Here is a 16337-nt window from a genome sequence, read left to right as displayed (position 1 = left end):
TAGCGCTAAGTAAAAGTGGTTTATACGGTCTCTTTTTTATTCGGTAACATATGAAAACATTTAAATGTAATTGCACAGATCAACTTATTTTATTTTTTGAAAGCAGCCATTGTTTGGCTTGCGGCAGAACCGTGGGTATTGATGATGAGTTCGACCAAGTTGAACCCTATGAAATTGATGAGCAATCGGGGTTATTTTACAAAGCAGAAGCGCCTGACGTTTTTTATAAAAAATGTGATAACAACGCTCAGTATCACGTATGCAATGGTATGGTTAATTTAGACACATTTATACCTGTTGCCGATAAAGACGAAGTGCTGTGTTTTTCGTGCCGCTTTAATGAAACGGTGCCCGATTTAAGTATTGTTGAACATATTCCATTATGGAAAAAAATGGAGACAGCAAAACGTCGCGCTTTGTATACATTAAAATCATTATCACTCCCTTTAAATACCACGATTCAAGAACCTGAAAGCGGATTAAGCTTCGATTTTATAGCAGACCGTAACGTAAGCGATCACTTTGTAAGCCCTATTATAGGTCAAGACGTTGTATTTACAGGACACGATTGCGGGCATATCACTATAAACCTAGCTGAAGCAGACGACGTAGCACGCTCTCAAGCTAAAATAGCGATGGGTGAGCGTTACCGTACTTTACTTGGTCATTTTCGCCATGAACTTGGTCATTATTATTTTGATCAACTAATCGCAAATTCATCAAAAAAACATGCTTTATGTAAGCAATATTTTGGTGATGACGAATTAGATTACCAGCAAGCGCTCGATACTCATTACAAGCAAGGCGCGCCAGCTAACTGGCATGAAACCTTTATTAGTGAATACGCTACTATGCACCCTTATGAAGACTGGGCAGAAACATGGGCGCATTACATGCATATTATCGATACTTTAGAAACAGCCAAAAACTTTTCAATTACAGGCTCAACAACGGGTAATGAGTTTGAATTAGATGAAGCAGACGAGCTTCGATTGCCACAAAGTGCTTATTACTTTAATTCACAAACATCGATTGATGCTATTTTAGATACTTGGATGGAATTTTCGATCATTCTAAATTCACTAAATCGCAGCATGGGACTTGCCGATGCCTACCCATTTGTACTTACTCAAGCGGTGCGAACTAAGTTATCTTTCATCCATCATGCCATTCATAACAGGCTCAATTTAATGCCTGATTTACTAACATAAGAAGTAATTAATTGAGTAAGATAGTTTACTGTTTTACTCAGTAAACTATTAAAATAACTGCTAAAGAGACAGAAAACATTAGGGCGTGTTGATCTTTTCAAAGACTATATTCTATTAGTTTTAAATTTAGAATTTTGGGTGCTATAAGCGACAATAAAATAATCACGATATGTAAATGCCCCTAAAACACTTCACTGTAAAATGAGTAAGGCTTAACGTTCCAACTAAGGCAAAAAGTAAATATAGAACGGCTGTAAAAAATGGCTAATAGTAAGAGCGTATAAATTTAATCACTCGTTCTTAATAAGAAACTGAACAATATTTATAAGTCGCTAATAAATAATAAAGTTAAAATTAAAAACACTACAAAAATGGGAGTAAGTATATAAAAAAGAATATTTGATATGATTTTGTGTTCTTCTCTGAAGCTAAGCAAGCTATTGTACTGCGCCCTAAAAAATGGAAAAGTAAAAAAAGATCTAAAAATAAACCATAACACTAAGCTGCAGTGCAATTTTATTTCAAACCAAAACTGTTCTGGCTCAATATTTATAGAGTGACCAGCAGTGCTTTTTCCACCTATAGACCAGCCTGTTATGAGCTCTAACATAATAGCTAAAATTAATAGAGCCGCTACCCAAAGTGCAGCGGGCTCTAATGACTCTCTTTTTGAGATAAATTTTGAACGCATCTTTATTCACACATTACATTTATAACTACTTTTGCCACTTGCCCAGCGCTTGTTTGTCGCTTTGTTTAAACTCAACCCAGTTTGATGAGTCTTTAAAGTGCTCTTTTTTCCAAAACGTGGCGTGGTTTTTTAAATAATCCATTATAAATTGTGCGCCTTCGAACGCGGCTTGGCGATGGCGGGACGTTACGCCTACAAATACAATTTGCTCGCCAAGTGCTAAGTAACCAACGCGGTGAATAATGCATATTCGCGCCAGTTGCCAGCGAGTTTGAGCTTGCTCTGCAATAGATTGAAGCAGTTGCTCGGTCATACCAGGGTAGTGTTCAAGCTCAAGTGCAATAACATTATCGCCACTGCTGAACTCTCTTACCAAACCTGTAAAGGTGACAACAGCGCCATCGCTTTTATTATTACTACAAAGCGTATTGTGCTCGTCACCTACATTAAAATCATCGGTTTGTACTTGAATATGTATGCTCATTAGCCACCTGTAACCGGCGGGAAAAAGGCAAGCTCATCCCCTGCTTTCACTATTTCGTCGCTTGATGACATAGTTTGGTTAAGCGCTGCAAGTAGCTCACGCTCCTCCAGCCACGGTTGCCAGTGCGGGTATTGGCTCACTAATCTTAATTTAAGCTCTGAAATAGTAAGCGGCTGCGTAATCTCAAGACTTAATTTGCTGCACTTTAACCGCTCTTTTAGTTGCCCAAAAAACAATAACTCTACTTTCCCGGCGCTAGATATTGCATCGTTTGGATTAATCGCGTTGCCAACTACCATTTTTGCCCCCTGCTTTTTGAGTAACGCGCATGCCGCTAATTTCCATTAGTGGGTCGGCTGCTTTACACATATCAAACAAAGTAAGGCTAGCCACAGATACCGCTGTTAACGCTTCCATTTCAACCCCCGTTTTACCGGCAAGTTTGCAGTAGCTGGTTATTTTAATTTGGCTATTTGCTTCATCAAGTTCAAAATCAACAGCGACTTTACTAAGTGCAAGCGGATGACAAAGCGGAATTAAATCAGCGCATTTTTTAGCGCCTTGAATACCTGCAATGCGTGCCACGCCTAACACATCACCCTTTTTGTTTTGATTAAGCATTACTTGTTCAAAGGCAAGCTTACTCATGCTAATAAATGCTTCAGCCGAGGCATCGCGCAAGGTTACGTCTTTGAGCGATACATCAACCATATTCGCTTGGCCGTTTTCGTCAACATGGCTCAACATACTATTGCTCACGCGATTCACACTTTTTACCAATGGTAATGTGCGGTACAAAGTTACACGGTTTATGCATTGAGTTAAGTTGATCTTTTATTATGCCTGTCCACGCTGTTTTACATGCGCCTGTAGAGCCTGGCATACAAAAAATAACCGTGTTGTTTGCAAGTCCCGCAAGTGCACGAGATTGAATAGTAGAGTTACCAATTTCGCCGTACGATATGTGCCTAAATAGCTCCCCAAAACCGTCTACGCTTTTATCAAACAGCGGGGCAAATGCCTCTGGTGTTGAATCGCGCTCAGTAAAACCTGTACCGCCAGTCACTAAAATAGCATGAATGGTGTCATCGGCTATCCACTGCGATGCCACTGCACGCATTTGGTAAACGTCATCTTTAACTATGTCTTTATCAGCTAAGTGATGGCCAGCTTCAGTTAGCGCTTTAATTAAGTAATGACCAGAAGTATCGGTAATCGCATCGCGTGTATCGCTTACCGTCATTACGGCAATGTTTAATGCTATTTGTGACTCAGTTGTGTGACTCATAATGTTCTTCTTAATTGATTAATGCTTTGGTCAAAATACTCATTTACAGCTTTAAATTGCGCCGGTGTATTGGTGTTTATTAATGCATGCGTTTTATTACATAAAAGCGTTTGCACACCAATGCTTTGGGTAAACTGTTTTATTGATTTATGACTGTTAGCGTTTGTGAGTATGTGTTTTAAATGATTTTTTACACTGCTTGTATTACGAATATACAGCGGTAGTGGTTCATTTTCAAAGTGCCAAGCATGTATTTGTGACTGATTTAATTGATTGCTCACACTTTGTACGTTATTTGACTGAGAAGCCAGCACAATTATGCTTAACAAACTACTCGTAAGTAGAGGCATATCTACCGCAGTAATAAGTAAGTCGTGCTCTGTGGCTATTAATGTGGAATAAATTCCGCCAAGGGGTCCACTATTTGGGTATATATCTTTAACGTACTTTTCTGAGGGATAATCGCTCGGTGAATAATGGTTCAATGACTTGACTGGATTTTTAACGTTGCGGCTTATTAGTATGTTTTTAGCGCCTACGTCTTTTAATAAATCACACGCATTGTGCAATAGCGTTTTATTTTTTAAAACTAAATCGGCTTTGTCTGTGCCCATTCTTGATGACTTACCACCAGCAAGCACAACGCCTGTAAAATCTCGCTTAACTTTCATATTAGATTTTATATTAGCTTCCATATTAGCCGCCTAACATGGCTAAGTGAGTTGTCGCACCTGTTAAGCGTTTATCCAGCTCATGGCTTATTTCTTTATTGCCCATAGCGGCTCGAATTGCCTTTACGGTCGCTGCAGTATCGTCCTCGTTGAGTAGTTCGCGTAAATCTATACCTTGCTCTGCAAATAAACATAAGTGTAATTTACCCAGTGCTGACACCCTTAAGCGATTACAACTTTTACAAAAGTCTTTACCGTACGGCATTATTAAACCAATACGACCATCGTAATCAGGATGACAAAATTCCTCAGCGGGTCCGTTTAATTTTCCCCTAACGACTTGTAACCAACCTTGGTCGAGTAATTGGGCTTTAACTGTTTGTCCACTTAAGTGGTTTTCTTCAAAAAAGGTTGCGCCGTCACCTGTTTCCATTAGTTCTATAAAGCGCACCGTAACTTTGTGGTGTTTTACCCACGCTAAAAAATCCTTCAATTGGTTTTTATTAAACTGCTTGGCAAGCACCGCATTTATTTTTATATCTTTTATTCCCAGCTCTACCGCGCGTTCAATTCCTTTTAAAATAAGGTTAAGTTTGTCGTGCCCTGTTATGAGTTTAAACATACTCGGATTTAAACTATCAATACTGACGTTGAGCGCATCAAGCCCTGCTTCTGCAAATTCATCAATTTTCTTTAATAAATTAAAGCCGTTGGTAGTAATGGCTACTTTTTCTATGCCGGGCGTGTTTTTACAAAGCTTTATAATATCGGTTACGTCGTTTCGTAAGCATGGTTCGCCACCTGTAATACGCACTTTTTTAGTACCTAGTTCTGCAAACGCATTTACAAGCGTGCTAATTTCATTTTTATTTAAAAAATTACGCGGCGTATCGCACTGATACCCGTTTGGTAAACAATAACTACAACTAAAATTACATACATCGGTTATTGAGAGGCGCAAATAGTTAAACTGCCGACCAAATTGATCATTAAGCATATGCTTCCTTTTATCTTTACATTACAACCGCAACATCAATGCTGCTAGAACTTGCTTTGTAATGTTGTTTTATTAATTGGCTTAATTGCGTTTTACACGAACCACAGTTCGTTCCACATTTAAGTTCCGTCCCCAATTGCTCTACCGTGTTTGCACCTTTTTTAATGGCGTTTATAATTGGCTGCTCTCTTACTTTAAAGCAGCTACACACTTGCATACCTTGGGTAAATTCTTCATCGGGGGTTGCATAAAGCAAAGACTGTAACTGTGTAAACGTTAGGAGTGGCTCTGCAAATAAATGGTTTATCCACTCAAGTGATATTTCTTTTTGCTCATTAGAAATAACACCAACAAACGCTAATTGATCGTTTTGAATACACTGCACATGCATAGCTTTTGCCGTATTCATAGCCGACCACTGCCCTTGTAAACCAGTTAAGGTTTGGCAGTAATACAGTAAATCACTTTGTGGTTCATTAAGCGCCAACTGATAATTAAAGCAATTACTTGCATTAACTTTGAGCCAAAAATCACTTTTTATAACAAGTTCGTTTTTAGCAAACAGCTGCATATATTGCGCATACGGTGCTTTAACTATATTAACAGCGCCGTGTTTACACTCAGCCTGACCAGATAGTGGGTCAACTACCGATTGATACAGCCCGCTTACTGTTGCTGATGATGCAAATTGCTTGTTCCAATGAATAGGCATAAAGCATTCGCCTTTTCGCACGGCATCGGTTACTTTTGCATGCGCGGTAACCTGCCCTGTTTGGGCAATCGCACTAATTAAATCGTTTTGTTTAATTGCTAATTTACTGGCATCAAGCGGATTAATTTCAATATACGGGCGTGTAATATGCGATGAAAGCGCGGTACTTTTACCGGTGCGGCTCATGGTATGCCATTGGTCGCGTATACGACCCGAGTTCATTACAAACGGATAATCACTTGATGTTTGTTGCACCGGTAATTGCGGCGTTATAGGTATAAAGCGTGCTTTTTTATCAGCGGTGCTAAATTGGTTATCTGTAAAAACCTGACCATTTTTATAAGGCTGATTTTTAACAACCGGCCACATAATGGGTTTTAAATTATCGTACTGGCTTTTTGTGAGCCCAACTAAACCAGAAAGATTTAGTAATCGGCTGCCGTTATTTTCAAAGCCGGTTAATTGTGCCCATTCTTCAAAAATGCCACTTGGGTCTATAAAATCAAATCCTTCAAAGCCCATTTTTTTAGCAACGTCGCACATAATTTGCCAATCGTTTTTAGCACCCGAATAAGGCGCTACTAACGGTCGTTGCCTTGATATTCTGCGTTCTGAATTAGTCACAGTGCCGTTTTTTTCACCCCAACCGGTTGATGGAAAAGCAACATCGGCGAATTTTAACGTATCACTTTTTGCAATACAGTCAGATACAACCACCAACTCGCAGGTCTCTAATGCCTTTTTAATAGCGGCGTTATTAGGCAAGCTCACCATTGGGTTTGTTGCCATTATCCACACTGCTTTTATTTTGCCTGCGGCTATTTCATCAAACATATCAATGGCATTGCTGCCTACTTTTTTAGCAATAGTTGGCGAGAGCCAAAAACGTTGTACAAGTGATTGATGCGCTTCGTTTTCAATATCTAAATGCGCCGCTAACTGATTAGCCAAACCACCTACTTCGCGCCCGCCCATCGCATTGGGTTGTCCAGTAATCGAAAACGGACCGCTACCTGGCTTAAGTAATTTACCTGAGGCTAAATGCGCATTAATAATGGCGTTGCATTTATCTACACCCGAGCTTGATTGATTTATACCCATTGAGTAAAAGCTAATCGCACTTCGGCTTTTAGCAAATAGCGTGTAAAACTCAGTGACTTGCTCAATTGTTATATCGCAAAAGTCGCTAACTGCCTGGCAGCTCCATTTTTGTGCCTCTTGCAGTGCGCTTTCAAAGCCGTTTGTGTGCTGAGCAATAAATTGCGTATCGAGGTGGTTATGCTCATTTAAATAATTAAGCAAGCCGTTATAAAGGGCGGCGTCACTCCCTGGTTTTATATTTAAAAATGTGTCGGCAAGCTCAGCAGTGTCGGTTTTTCGCGGGTCAATAACCACCACTTTCATATTTGGATTAAGCTGCTTTGCACGTTCCATTCGCTGATACAAAACCGGATGAGTCCACGCTGCATTAGAGCCAATTAAAATAAGTAGCTCAGTTTGCTCTAAATCCTCGTAGGTACACGGCACTACGTCTTCACCAAAAGCGCGTTTATAACCTGCCACAGCAGATGACATACACAGGCGCGAATTTGTATCAATATTGCCTGAGCCTATGTAGCCTTTCATTAATTTATTAGCAATGTAGTAATCTTCTGTAAGCAATTGCCCCGATACATAAAATGCCACAGCATCGGGTCCGTGCTTTTGTATTATGTCGTTAAATTTATTGGCAACATGGTCGGTGGCTTCATCCCACGTAACGGCTTGGTTATTAATCAGAGGCGACGTTAAGCGATTATCACTGCCTGTTGTGTCGAGCAAATGCGTGCCTTTTACACATAAACGACCAAAGTTTGCGGGATGCTCTCGCATGCCTTCAAGCTTGGTTGGCACATTATTAAAAAGTGAAATATCAACACCGCACCCTACACCACAGTAAGCACATGTTGTTTGTTTTAAACTGGTTTTATTTATAGTTGGTGACGTGTTTGCGGTTGTCATACTGCTCTCTTTTAGTGTGCCTTAATTTATGCAGGCTGTTTTACAGGCTCATTAAGGGTAACTACGTTAATAGTGTTACTTGCCTTAGCGAGCGCGCTGTTTATTACATTTTGAACGAGCTTTTCACACCCTCCACAGCCTGTACTGGCTTTGGTGCTTTGCTGCACACTTGCCAAATCTATGCAGCCTTTAGCGACTGTTTGTTCAATGGTGTGTTTAGTTACTTTATGACAAGCGCAAATAATGGCGTCATCAGGCAAGTCATCGGCGCTTAGCTCTGCTATGTCGCCGGCAAGGGGCATAATGAGCGCTTCGGGAGCGGTGGTAAGTTCAATGTCGTTTAAATGATATTGCAGCAAATTGTCGTAATCGCTGGTATCGCCAACAAGTACCGCGCCAATCAGCTTATTACTTTGTGAGTTAGTGACTATTTTTTTATAAATACCATTGGCTTGGTCTTCAAAGTAATAGCTTATTGCGCCTTCGCTGCGTGCATGTGCATCGCCAATAGAGCCTACTTCAACACCCATTAATTTAAGCTTGGTGCTCATATCGGCACCATTAAATTCATCGGCTTTATTGTCTAAGCCAGTACTTTGCAAAGTACCTTGCTGCGTATCTTGTAAAATATGCCCAACTGCTATTTTAGCCATGGCGTAACCGGGTGCCACTAAGCCAAAAATAAAATTATTCCACAGTGCACATTCACCAATAGCGTATATGTTTTTATCACTCGTTTGGCAGTGGTTATTAATTACAATACCGCCGCGCTCGCCTAACTCTAAATTAAACTCGCGGGCTAAATTATCATAAGGGCGAATACCCGCCGAAAATACAATCATGTCTGTTTCAAGGGTTTTGCCACCTTTAAAACACATTTTATAACGGCAACTTTCGCCTTCTACGATTTCCTCAGTTGCTACCGCTGTATGTACAGTAACGCCCAAATCCGTAATTTTGTTTTTTAGTAACCGACCGCCACCAGCATCAACTTGTACACCCATAAGTTGCGGTGCAAATTCTATTACGTGAGTATGTAAACCCAATTGCTTTAATGCGTTTGCAGCTTCAAGCCCCAGTAAACCGCCACCAATTACCACGCCTACTTTGCTGCCGTGGGCTGAATTTTTTATTGCGTGTAAATCGTTAATGGTGCGATAAACAAGGCAATGCTCGCGATCTTTACCCGGTATAGGCGGTACAAATGGGAATGAACCTGTAGCAAGCACAAGTTTGTCGTATTCAAACAATTCCCCTTTAGCGGTCGTTACAGTTTGCGTATCACGATTTATATCAACCACTTTAGAATGAGTATGAAAGCGTACTTGCCAATCGTCATAGGTTTTATTACATGTAAGTGCGAGGTCGTCTGCGGTTTTGCCTTTAAAAAAAGAGGATAGTTGTACACGGTCATACGCTAAACGGTCTTCACCGCTAAGTACCGTAATTTCAAATTGCTCATCAGCTTGATTTTGAGAAACTAGCTGCTGCACAAAATGGTGCCCGACCATTCCGTTTCCTACCACTACAACACGCTGCTTGCTTAACATTCACCCACCTTAAAGTGATACCTATTTTAGTAATTGACTAAAATTGAAATCGAATAATTTGTTATAGGATTGTTATAGCAATATGCAAGCCAAATATATAAGCATTTAATATCAGTAAGTTGCCTACTTTGGTGCAGAGGTGTAAAGCATAAAGCCCCACAAGATGGTGCAATTGCACCATCTTGTGTCGCTATAAATTACAAGAGGATACTAGAAGATAGTGAGGGTTAAAATTTAGCACTCATCCATACCCATAATTTTTGAGTATCGACTTTATTAGCAGCAGTATCCCCCGCTGAGTAATCGGCGTATTTAACACCCACTGCGTATTGTTTGTTAATAGGTTTAACGTATTGTACGTTTAGCTCACTGCCTAAATCGTCAACCCCATTTGATTGCTCATTGGCATCAAAACTGTGATAAGCCACCAGCCATTTTCCGTCAAACGCTTTACCGTTTAAGCTTATGTAAGTGTCGTCCAAACCTTGTGTGGGTGTATTTAAAAACGTATCTGTCCAACCATTAAATTTATGTAACGTGGCAAGCGGTGTTGCAAACCCGTAATCGCCATTATCAGAGCCAAGTGACTCTATGCCAACTTTTAATGTTACTGTTTTTATGCCCAACCCATTTAAATCGACAGCGCCTTCAAGTGCATAGTAATCGGCATCAAAATCACTCACGCTTGTTGAAGCAGACTGCGTTGCATACTCCGCTTTGTAATAAAATTTTATGTCGTTTAGGGTTTTATTACCGTTAAAAGAAACGCCATAAGTATCTAAACTGTCGTCTTGTAGTGCATCGTCACTTAATAAGTAACTGTATAAAACCACTTTACCGTAGTCTGTTTTAAAGCTTGCATTAATTAAATGATCGGACGATTTAATGTCTTTATCGTCAGCAAATATGCGGTTACGCTTATTTAAATAACTGTACTGTAAATTTATGTTATTAAATGCGTAATTAATAGTCGCGGCATCAAAGGTTTGTCTGTCTTGGCGCCAACCTACGTGCCCAACAAAACGCTGCCCATCAAGAGCTATTATTTGGCGCCCTACTTTTAGCGATAGACCATCGCGGGCATATTTAACAAAGCCTTGGTCTATCTCAGTGTTTTCTGGGTCTGCAATAACAGAATAATTAGTGTTTTTCCCCACTGTATTGTTGTAATCATCTACGCCCAATAGGCTGCGAGTGTCTTCTACTTCAATAAGTGCTGAAAAACCATTCACCTCGTCTGTTTGATGCGTTAAGCGGGTTCTAAGTGTTAAGCCGCTTGCATCTTTTAGAGCATTTTCTTGATCAACGCTTTCAAAACGCAGTCTAAAATCAAGATCAGTTTGCGCAGCTTGGCTTATTAAAGGCGCAGTGAAGCAACCCAGTATAAAAATAATAGGTAAGTTGTTCTTGTAATTAAGCATTTTGGTTCTCTAAGTTTTAATTATTAATACACATACCAAAGCAATAAATAAACACAGCGAAATACATTTCCACACCATAACTGGATCGCGTTTCATTATTGAACTTTTATTAGCGGTACTTTCTAAATAAGGATTAGGTTTGTTGATATCGTTTATAAACTCAGAAAAAGCTTGGTATCTGAGCTCAGGTTTAGGGGCAAGCGCCTTCATAAGGGCTTGATCTAACCAAAACGGAATATCGGCTCTGTATTTACGAATACTTGTGTAATGCCAATGGCTGTAATCTTTTGGCGCTACGTGGTTAAGTGGCAGTGGTTTATAAGGCAATTTTGAGCACAATAACTCATATGCAATCACGCCAAGTGAAAACAAATCACTTTTAAAATCGGCGTGCATAGTAATAAGTGTTTCGGGTGCGGTGTAGTCGGCAGTGCCTTGCGGGCAATCATCCGCAATTTGTTTAACCGACTCGTCCATAGCCGCAACACTTACTGTGCCGTAATCTATTAGCGTTACTTTACCGTGCGCATCTATCATTACATTATCGAGTTTTAAATCACGATGTACCATATCGAGTCGCTGAAACGCCCTTAGTGCATGTACTATTTGTTCAATAATACTGCGTACTTGGGTTATTTCTGGGTGCGGCACGTCGTGCTTCCAATCACTGAGTGTTTGCCCGTCCATGTACTCACAAATATGATACAAAAAACGACTCTGCGATTGCGTACTTAGCACTTTCATCACGTTTAAATGGTTTATGCGTTGCCCTACCCAGCCTTCTCTTATAAAGCCTTGAAGGTAGTGCACATCGTCTTCAAAATTAACCGAAGGTGCTTTTAAAACCACTGGCGGTAAATCGGGCGCTTGTTGCACTAAATAAATGTGCGAGCGACTACTGGCATGCAATTTACGAATAACCGTGTAGTCATCAATTTTTTGCCCAACATTAAGCGCAGGTGGAATTTTGCGACGAGTTAGCGAATGGTAAAGTTCATCTAACTTTTGCTCAGCAATGTTTTCTACTTTTACCAGTAAACAACTTACGTTGTCGTCACTGCCTCGCGCTAATGCAAGTTCGGTAATTGCTTTAGCTGCATTTTCTAAATTAGTGTACTCGTTAATTAATTTAGCTATATCACTACTTGGGAGCACATCGTGTACGCCATCGCAGGTTAATATATAAATATCGTCTGCTTTTAGGTCAACCTCGTATACATCTATTTCTTGATGAAGTTGCGCGCCAAGAGCACGCGTTAGCGTATCGTTTACTTTGTGATCCCGTGTTATTGCCTCTATTTTATTTCCTCGCAAGCGAGTAATACGCGTATCACCTAAGTGGAATATATAACCCGTTGCCGACTTTAAAATAAGTGCTGTAAAAGTCGTCATCCAATCGGCTTGACGCTGACCTAAGTGATTGTAATTAACCGATTGCGAATAAAGCCACTGATTTAAACTTGCTAACACCTTCGACACTGACTTTTTAACCGCCCAACTTTCGGGGGTATTTAAATACTCATTTATAAAATGAGTAACCGAAAGTTGAGACGCTTGTTTAGCATTTTTTGCTGATGAACACCCATCGGCTAAGCAGGCAATAACGCCTTTAGACTCTTTTTCTTGCGCTTTGGTATTGAGAGCTGCAAACGCATCTTGGTTTTCTGCTTTTAACCCTTTAGCACTGTGCCCGCCAAATGTAACGTTGAGTTCATTTTTTAGCGATTTAGCGTGGAGTGTTTCATCAAACATAGTCAATAATGCCTTAAGTCACTGAAATAAGTTCAACGGTGCCGTCTTCATTTACTTCGGTAATATGGCCATCTGGTTCTCTCATAAAAAACAGTGCAGCTAGACCAAGTAATGCACTACCCGCAATAATGAAAAAGAAAGTTTGATAATCAACAAGTGACAATGCCGTTAAGTACACTACTGCACCTACATTACCGTAAGCACCTGTCATTCCAGCTATTTGCCCAGTTAAACGACGCTTAATTAGCGGTACTGCGGCAAATACAGCGCCTTCACCAGCTTGCACAAAGAACGAACACGCCATAGCCGCAACAACTGCAAGCCATAAAGGCCAAGATGCATCAACCAAGCCCATTACAAAATAACCAACAGCAAGACCCGTTGTAAGTACAATAAGGGTAATACGGCGACCTAATTTATCTGAAATCCAACCGCCACCTGGGCGAGATGCTAAGTTCATAAATGCATAAGCTGAGGCTAAAATACCCGCGTACACCATATCAAGCGCAAACACATCCATAAAAAATAGCGGTAACATAGATACAACTGCAAGCTCAGAACCAAAAGTTGTAAAATATAAAATATTTAAAACAGCCACTTGCTTAAATTCATAACGATGAGACTCAGGTACAGGCTCTTTAAAAATATGACCATTTACGTCAAAGGTTTTATACACTTCGTAAATATAAAGCAGAACTAAAAAAGCATACACGGCAAGTACAAAGTTAGCCGAAATTAGGTTAGCACCGGTTGGTGAAAGCTTCCAAGTAAGTAATGCTAGTGCACCATACATAGGGATTTTCATAATAAGAAGTAATACAAAGTCGCCTTTACTGGTTACTTCCATTGCGCCTACTTTTTTAGGCTTAAAGTATGTACCGCCTTTTGGTGTATCGGTTACATTTAAGTACCAAATAATACCAAATATAACGCTTAATACACCCGTTAAACCTACTGCGTAACGCCAACCATCTTCGCCACCAAACATAAGTGCAATAATTGGCAATAACATAGCCGCTGCTGCTGAACCAAAGTTACCCCAGCCGCCATAAATACCTTCTGCTATGCCCAGCTCGTTAGCAGGAAACCATTCACTCACCATACGAATGCCCACAACAAAGCCAGCACCAATAAAGCCTAGCGCAAAACGCGCTATAGCGGCTTGTTCAAATGTGGTTGCCATAGCAAACATAAAACACGGAATACTACAGGTAATAAGTAGCGCGGTATAAACAATCCGGGGACCAAATTTATCGGTCAGCATACCCACCACAACACGGGCAGGAATAGTTAACGCTACATTTAAAATTAGTAATGTTTTAACTTGTGCCATGGTAATACCAAGCGAGCCCGCAATTGCACCCAATAAAGGAGCATGGTTAAACCATACAAAAAATGACACAAAAAAGACCATCCAACTTAGATGTAATACTTTCATTTTTCCTTTAAAGGATATTAAGTTAAATCCAGAACTCGGTTGCATGTTTATTTCCTCGTAAACGTATTATTGTTTTATAAATGCCCCACTCTTTTATATGAGTAGCAGCCCAAACTTTGTTAAATTTTAGTTAACCCAATAGAGCAATTACTGAGCCACTAATTAAAAACCATATATTTCAGTTGGTTATATGCATTTATTATTTTAATGCGTTATAGTTGCACTATATGAGTGAGGGGGTATGGGCTGTTACAGTGCAAATAAAAAGCGTTACTACTTGCTCTAGGATTTAACAAATTGGTATTGTTCAAAAAAAGTATGAGATGTTTAAAAATGCAAAAAGCACCGTTAACGTACCTACAGCAACTACGCTATTCTCGGCACATTATGCTGCCGCAGCTCGATATAGACGGACAAGAGAAGCTATGGCAATCGCATGCATTAATTGTTGGTGTGGGTGGGCTTGGATGTGCGGTAAGTCAATATTTAGCGGCATCAGGCGTTGGCACGCTCACCTTAATTGATAACGATGAAATAGACGTGACCAACCTGCAAAGGCAGATACTGTATAAAGAAAGTGATATTGGTAGCTCAAAATGCAGTGCTGCAAAAAAACAGCTTAACGCACTTAATAGTGAAATAGACATAAACACCATTGAGGCATTTTTTGATGTAAATACCTCTACAGAACAGCTATTTAATAACATTGATATAGTGATTGATTGCTCAGATAATCTAGCAACGCGCAACGCACTTAATAGCACTTGTTTTAAAGCTAAAGTTCCACTTGTGTCTGGCTCTGCAATACGTATGGAAGGACAAGTCGCGTGTTTTACTATGGATGAAAATAGCCATTGTTATGGTTGTTTATCGCAATTTTTTAGTGAACAAACACAAAGCTGCTCCGAATCTGGTGTGCTTTCTCCTATTGTGGGGCTAATAGGCAGTATTCAGGCAACTGAAGCGCTAAAAATGCTTGCTGGTTTGCCAAGTGGCTTAAGCGAGCACTTATTGCTGGTGGATGGTTTAAGCATGGAATTTAATCGTTTTAAAATAGCTAAAAACAGTCAATGTGCAGTGTGCAGCATTTAGTTATTCTAGATTACTGATTGTTGTATAAAGCACATCGCCCACTTTAAAGTCGTTTTTATCCCACACTCGTCTTGAAGCCAAGCAATACAAAGTTTGCCCATCTACATTAAGCGTTAACTGCCACTTATTATTAATAAGCTCAGCTTGAGTTAATACCGACCTTAAAACATTACTGTGCGTTGTTTGCTCAGGCTTTAACGCACTAAACGACATTTGATCACTTTCTATAATTAGCTTATTACTGTTATCGACAAGTGCAGGGAGCACAAAAAGCGGCTGCTCACTTTGCTGTAATTGCAGTTGATATAGCCCGTAGTCTTCATCAAATTTGACCACATCGTAATTAATTAAGCTCAGCGGTGTTTGCCTATCGTTTGCATAGATAGCTTTTGCAACGTGTGGACTTGCACCTTGGTTTATCACCTTACCTTTATCAAGCTGAATAAGGATATCGCAGCAAAATAGCAGCTCTTTTAATGAGTGACTTACTATTATAAATTTAATATTAAACTTAACGGCTAACTCATTGAGTTTAGTGAGCGTTTTAAAACGCAATGACCAATCAAGCGCACTAAAAGGCTCATCAAGCATTATAAATTTTTGACCGGCAAGCAAAGTGCGCGCAAATACTACACGCTGGCGCTCGCCACCCGATAAGCTTTGTACATCACGATTTAGTAAATCTTGTAATTCAAGTGTTTTAACAACGTATTGAAGCGTTAAGCTGGTTTGCTTATTTTCGCAGTGTTTTTGTGTAAACGCTAAATTACCTGCCACATCTAAATGAGGAAACAACGGGCACGATTGCAACTGAAGCGTTATACCGCGTTTATCACTTGGCAACTCATGCACTGGCTGATTATTAATATGAACACTTTTTGCAGGCTCTAAACCACTAATACAACGCAGTAATGTTGACTTACCAGAGCCTGAAGGACCGTAAACACCCAATACATTAAACGACTCAAGCTCAAGGTTTATATCTAAATCAAAATTATTGAGTGCTTTAAAAAGGCTTAACTTAATCAT

At 39.9% G+C, this 16337-nt stretch carries 14 protein-coding genes; 2 read left to right on the top strand and 12 right to left on the bottom strand.

Annotated features, from left to right (window positions below):
* Positions 1 to 50: 50 nt before the first annotated feature.
* Complete coding sequence (locus H5159_RS05915; RefSeq protein WP_182779954.1) at positions 51 to 1211, top strand: putative zinc-binding metallopeptidase; 1161 nt, start codon at positions 51 to 53, stop codon at positions 1209 to 1211.
* Between the two features lie 716 nt (positions 1212 to 1927).
* Here H5159_RS05915 and moaE read toward each other — a convergent pair.
* The 11 genes from moaE to H5159_RS05860 all read right to left on the bottom strand — a co-directional run bounded on the left by moaE (position 1928) and on the right by H5159_RS05860 (position 14261).
* Positions 1928 to 2386 (bottom strand): molybdopterin synthase catalytic subunit MoaE, encoded by a 459-nt coding sequence (moaE, locus tag H5159_RS05910; RefSeq protein ID WP_182779952.1) that lies wholly within the window; start codon positions 2384 to 2386, stop codon positions 1928 to 1930.
* The gene (locus H5159_RS05905; RefSeq protein ID WP_039488090.1) at positions 2386 to 2685 is read right to left on the bottom strand and encodes a MoaD/ThiS family protein; all 300 of its coding nucleotides are present in this window, start codon (positions 2683 to 2685) and stop codon (positions 2386 to 2388) included. Before H5159_RS05905 ends, moaE begins: the two co-directional genes overlap by 1 nt.
* Positions 2663 to 3133 (bottom strand): cyclic pyranopterin monophosphate synthase MoaC, encoded by a 471-nt coding sequence (gene moaC / locus H5159_RS05900; RefSeq protein WP_007375236.1) that lies wholly within the window; start codon positions 3131 to 3133, stop codon positions 2663 to 2665. The genes H5159_RS05905 and moaC overlap by 23 nt, the downstream gene beginning before the upstream one ends.
* A gap of 1 nt (position 3134) precedes the next feature.
* Positions 3135 to 3674 carry a molybdenum cofactor biosynthesis protein B gene (gene moaB / locus H5159_RS05895; protein WP_182695790.1) on the bottom strand — a complete coding sequence of 180 codons (540 nt, stop codon included), beginning with the start codon at positions 3672 to 3674 and terminating at the stop codon, positions 3135 to 3137.
* Positions 3671 to 4345 (bottom strand): molybdenum cofactor guanylyltransferase, encoded by a 675-nt coding sequence (locus H5159_RS05890; protein ID WP_409072606.1) that lies wholly within the window; start codon positions 4343 to 4345, stop codon positions 3671 to 3673. Before H5159_RS05890 ends, moaB begins: the two co-directional genes overlap by 4 nt.
* 25 nt (positions 4346 to 4370) lie before the next feature.
* Positions 4371 to 5342, bottom strand: coding sequence for a GTP 3',8-cyclase MoaA (moaA, locus tag H5159_RS05885; RefSeq protein WP_182779948.1), 972 nt, complete (start codon positions 5340 to 5342; stop codon positions 4371 to 4373).
* A 16-nt stretch (positions 5343 to 5358) separates the two neighbouring features.
* Positions 5359 to 8055 carry a nitrate reductase gene (locus H5159_RS05880; RefSeq protein WP_182779947.1) on the bottom strand — a complete coding sequence of 899 codons (2697 nt, stop codon included), beginning with the start codon at positions 8053 to 8055 and terminating at the stop codon, positions 5359 to 5361.
* 26 nt (positions 8056 to 8081) lie between these two features.
* Positions 8082 to 9605, bottom strand: coding sequence for an FAD-dependent oxidoreductase (locus H5159_RS05875; protein WP_182779946.1), 1524 nt, complete (start codon positions 9603 to 9605; stop codon positions 8082 to 8084).
* A gap of 227 nt (positions 9606 to 9832) precedes the next feature.
* A complete protein-coding gene (locus H5159_RS05870; RefSeq protein ID WP_024603792.1) occupies positions 9833 to 11026 on the bottom strand; it encodes an alginate export family protein in 1194 nt (397 codons plus the stop codon).
* A 9-nt stretch (positions 11027 to 11035) separates the two neighbouring features.
* Positions 11036 to 12778 (bottom strand): bifunctional protein-serine/threonine kinase/phosphatase, encoded by a 1743-nt coding sequence (locus H5159_RS05865; protein ID WP_182779945.1) that lies wholly within the window; start codon positions 12776 to 12778, stop codon positions 11036 to 11038.
* 13 nt (positions 12779 to 12791) lie between these two features.
* Entirely contained in the window at positions 12792 to 14261 is a 1470-nt protein-coding gene (locus H5159_RS05860; protein WP_024603790.1) for a NarK family nitrate/nitrite MFS transporter, read from the bottom strand.
* Between the two features lie 288 nt (positions 14262 to 14549).
* On the opposite strand from H5159_RS05860, the gene moeB reads away from it, so the two are divergent.
* Entirely contained in the window at positions 14550 to 15308 is a 759-nt protein-coding gene (gene moeB / locus H5159_RS05855) for a molybdopterin-synthase adenylyltransferase MoeB (protein ID WP_182716363.1), read from the top strand.
* On the opposite strand, the gene H5159_RS05850 is transcribed toward moeB, so the two are convergent.
* A complete protein-coding gene (locus tag H5159_RS05850; protein ID WP_182779944.1) occupies positions 15309 to 16337 on the bottom strand; it encodes an ATP-binding cassette domain-containing protein in 1029 nt (342 codons plus the stop codon).

Source organism: Pseudoalteromonas sp. SG43-1 (assembly GCF_014164415.1).
Taxonomy (GTDB): Bacteria; Pseudomonadota; Gammaproteobacteria; order Enterobacterales; family Alteromonadaceae; genus Pseudoalteromonas; species Pseudoalteromonas distincta.
This window is presented reverse-complemented; position numbering and strand designations above follow the sequence as displayed.

Bases quoted from the DNA above. Each gene is read 5' to 3' on its own strand.
- H5159_RS05915 (WP_182779954.1), top strand. From the start codon at position 51: ATGAAAACATTTAAATGTAATTGCACAGATCAACTTATTTTATTTTTT.
- moaE (WP_182779952.1), bottom strand. From the start codon at position 2,386: ATGAGCATACATATTCAAGTACAAACCGATGATTTTAATGTAGGTGAC.
- H5159_RS05905 (WP_039488090.1), bottom strand. From the start codon at position 2,685: ATGGTAGTTGGCAACGCGATTAATCCAAACGATGCAATATCTAGCGCC.
- moaC (WP_007375236.1), bottom strand. From the start codon at position 3,133: ATGTTGAGCCATGTTGACGAAAACGGCCAAGCGAATATGGTTGATGTA.
- moaB (WP_182695790.1), bottom strand. From the start codon at position 3,674: ATGAGTCACACAACTGAGTCACAAATAGCATTAAACATTGCCGTAATG.
- H5159_RS05890 (WP_409072606.1), bottom strand. From the start codon at position 4,345: ATGAAAGTTAAGCGAGATTTTACAGGCGTTGTGCTTGCTGGTGGTAAG.
- moaA (WP_182779948.1), bottom strand. From the start codon at position 5,342: ATGCTTAATGATCAATTTGGTCGGCAGTTTAACTATTTGCGCCTCTCA.
- H5159_RS05880 (WP_182779947.1), bottom strand. From the start codon at position 8,055: ATGACAACCGCAAACACGTCACCAACTATAAATAAAACCAGTTTAAAA.
- H5159_RS05875 (WP_182779946.1), bottom strand. From the start codon at position 9,605: ATGTTAAGCAAGCAGCGTGTTGTAGTGGTAGGAAACGGAATGGTCGGG.
- H5159_RS05870 (WP_024603792.1), bottom strand. From the start codon at position 11,026: ATGCTTAATTACAAGAACAACTTACCTATTATTTTTATACTGGGTTGC.
- H5159_RS05865 (WP_182779945.1), bottom strand. From the start codon at position 12,778: ATGTTTGATGAAACACTCCACGCTAAATCGCTAAAAAATGAACTCAAC.
- H5159_RS05860 (WP_024603790.1), bottom strand. From the start codon at position 14,261: ATGCAACCGAGTTCTGGATTTAACTTAATATCCTTTAAAGGAAAAATG.
- moeB (WP_182716363.1), top strand. From the start codon at position 14,550: ATGCAAAAAGCACCGTTAACGTACCTACAGCAACTACGCTATTCTCGG.
- H5159_RS05850 (WP_182779944.1), bottom strand. From the start codon at position 16,337: ATGATTAAGTTAAGCCTTTTTAAAGCACTCAATAATTTTGATTTAGAT.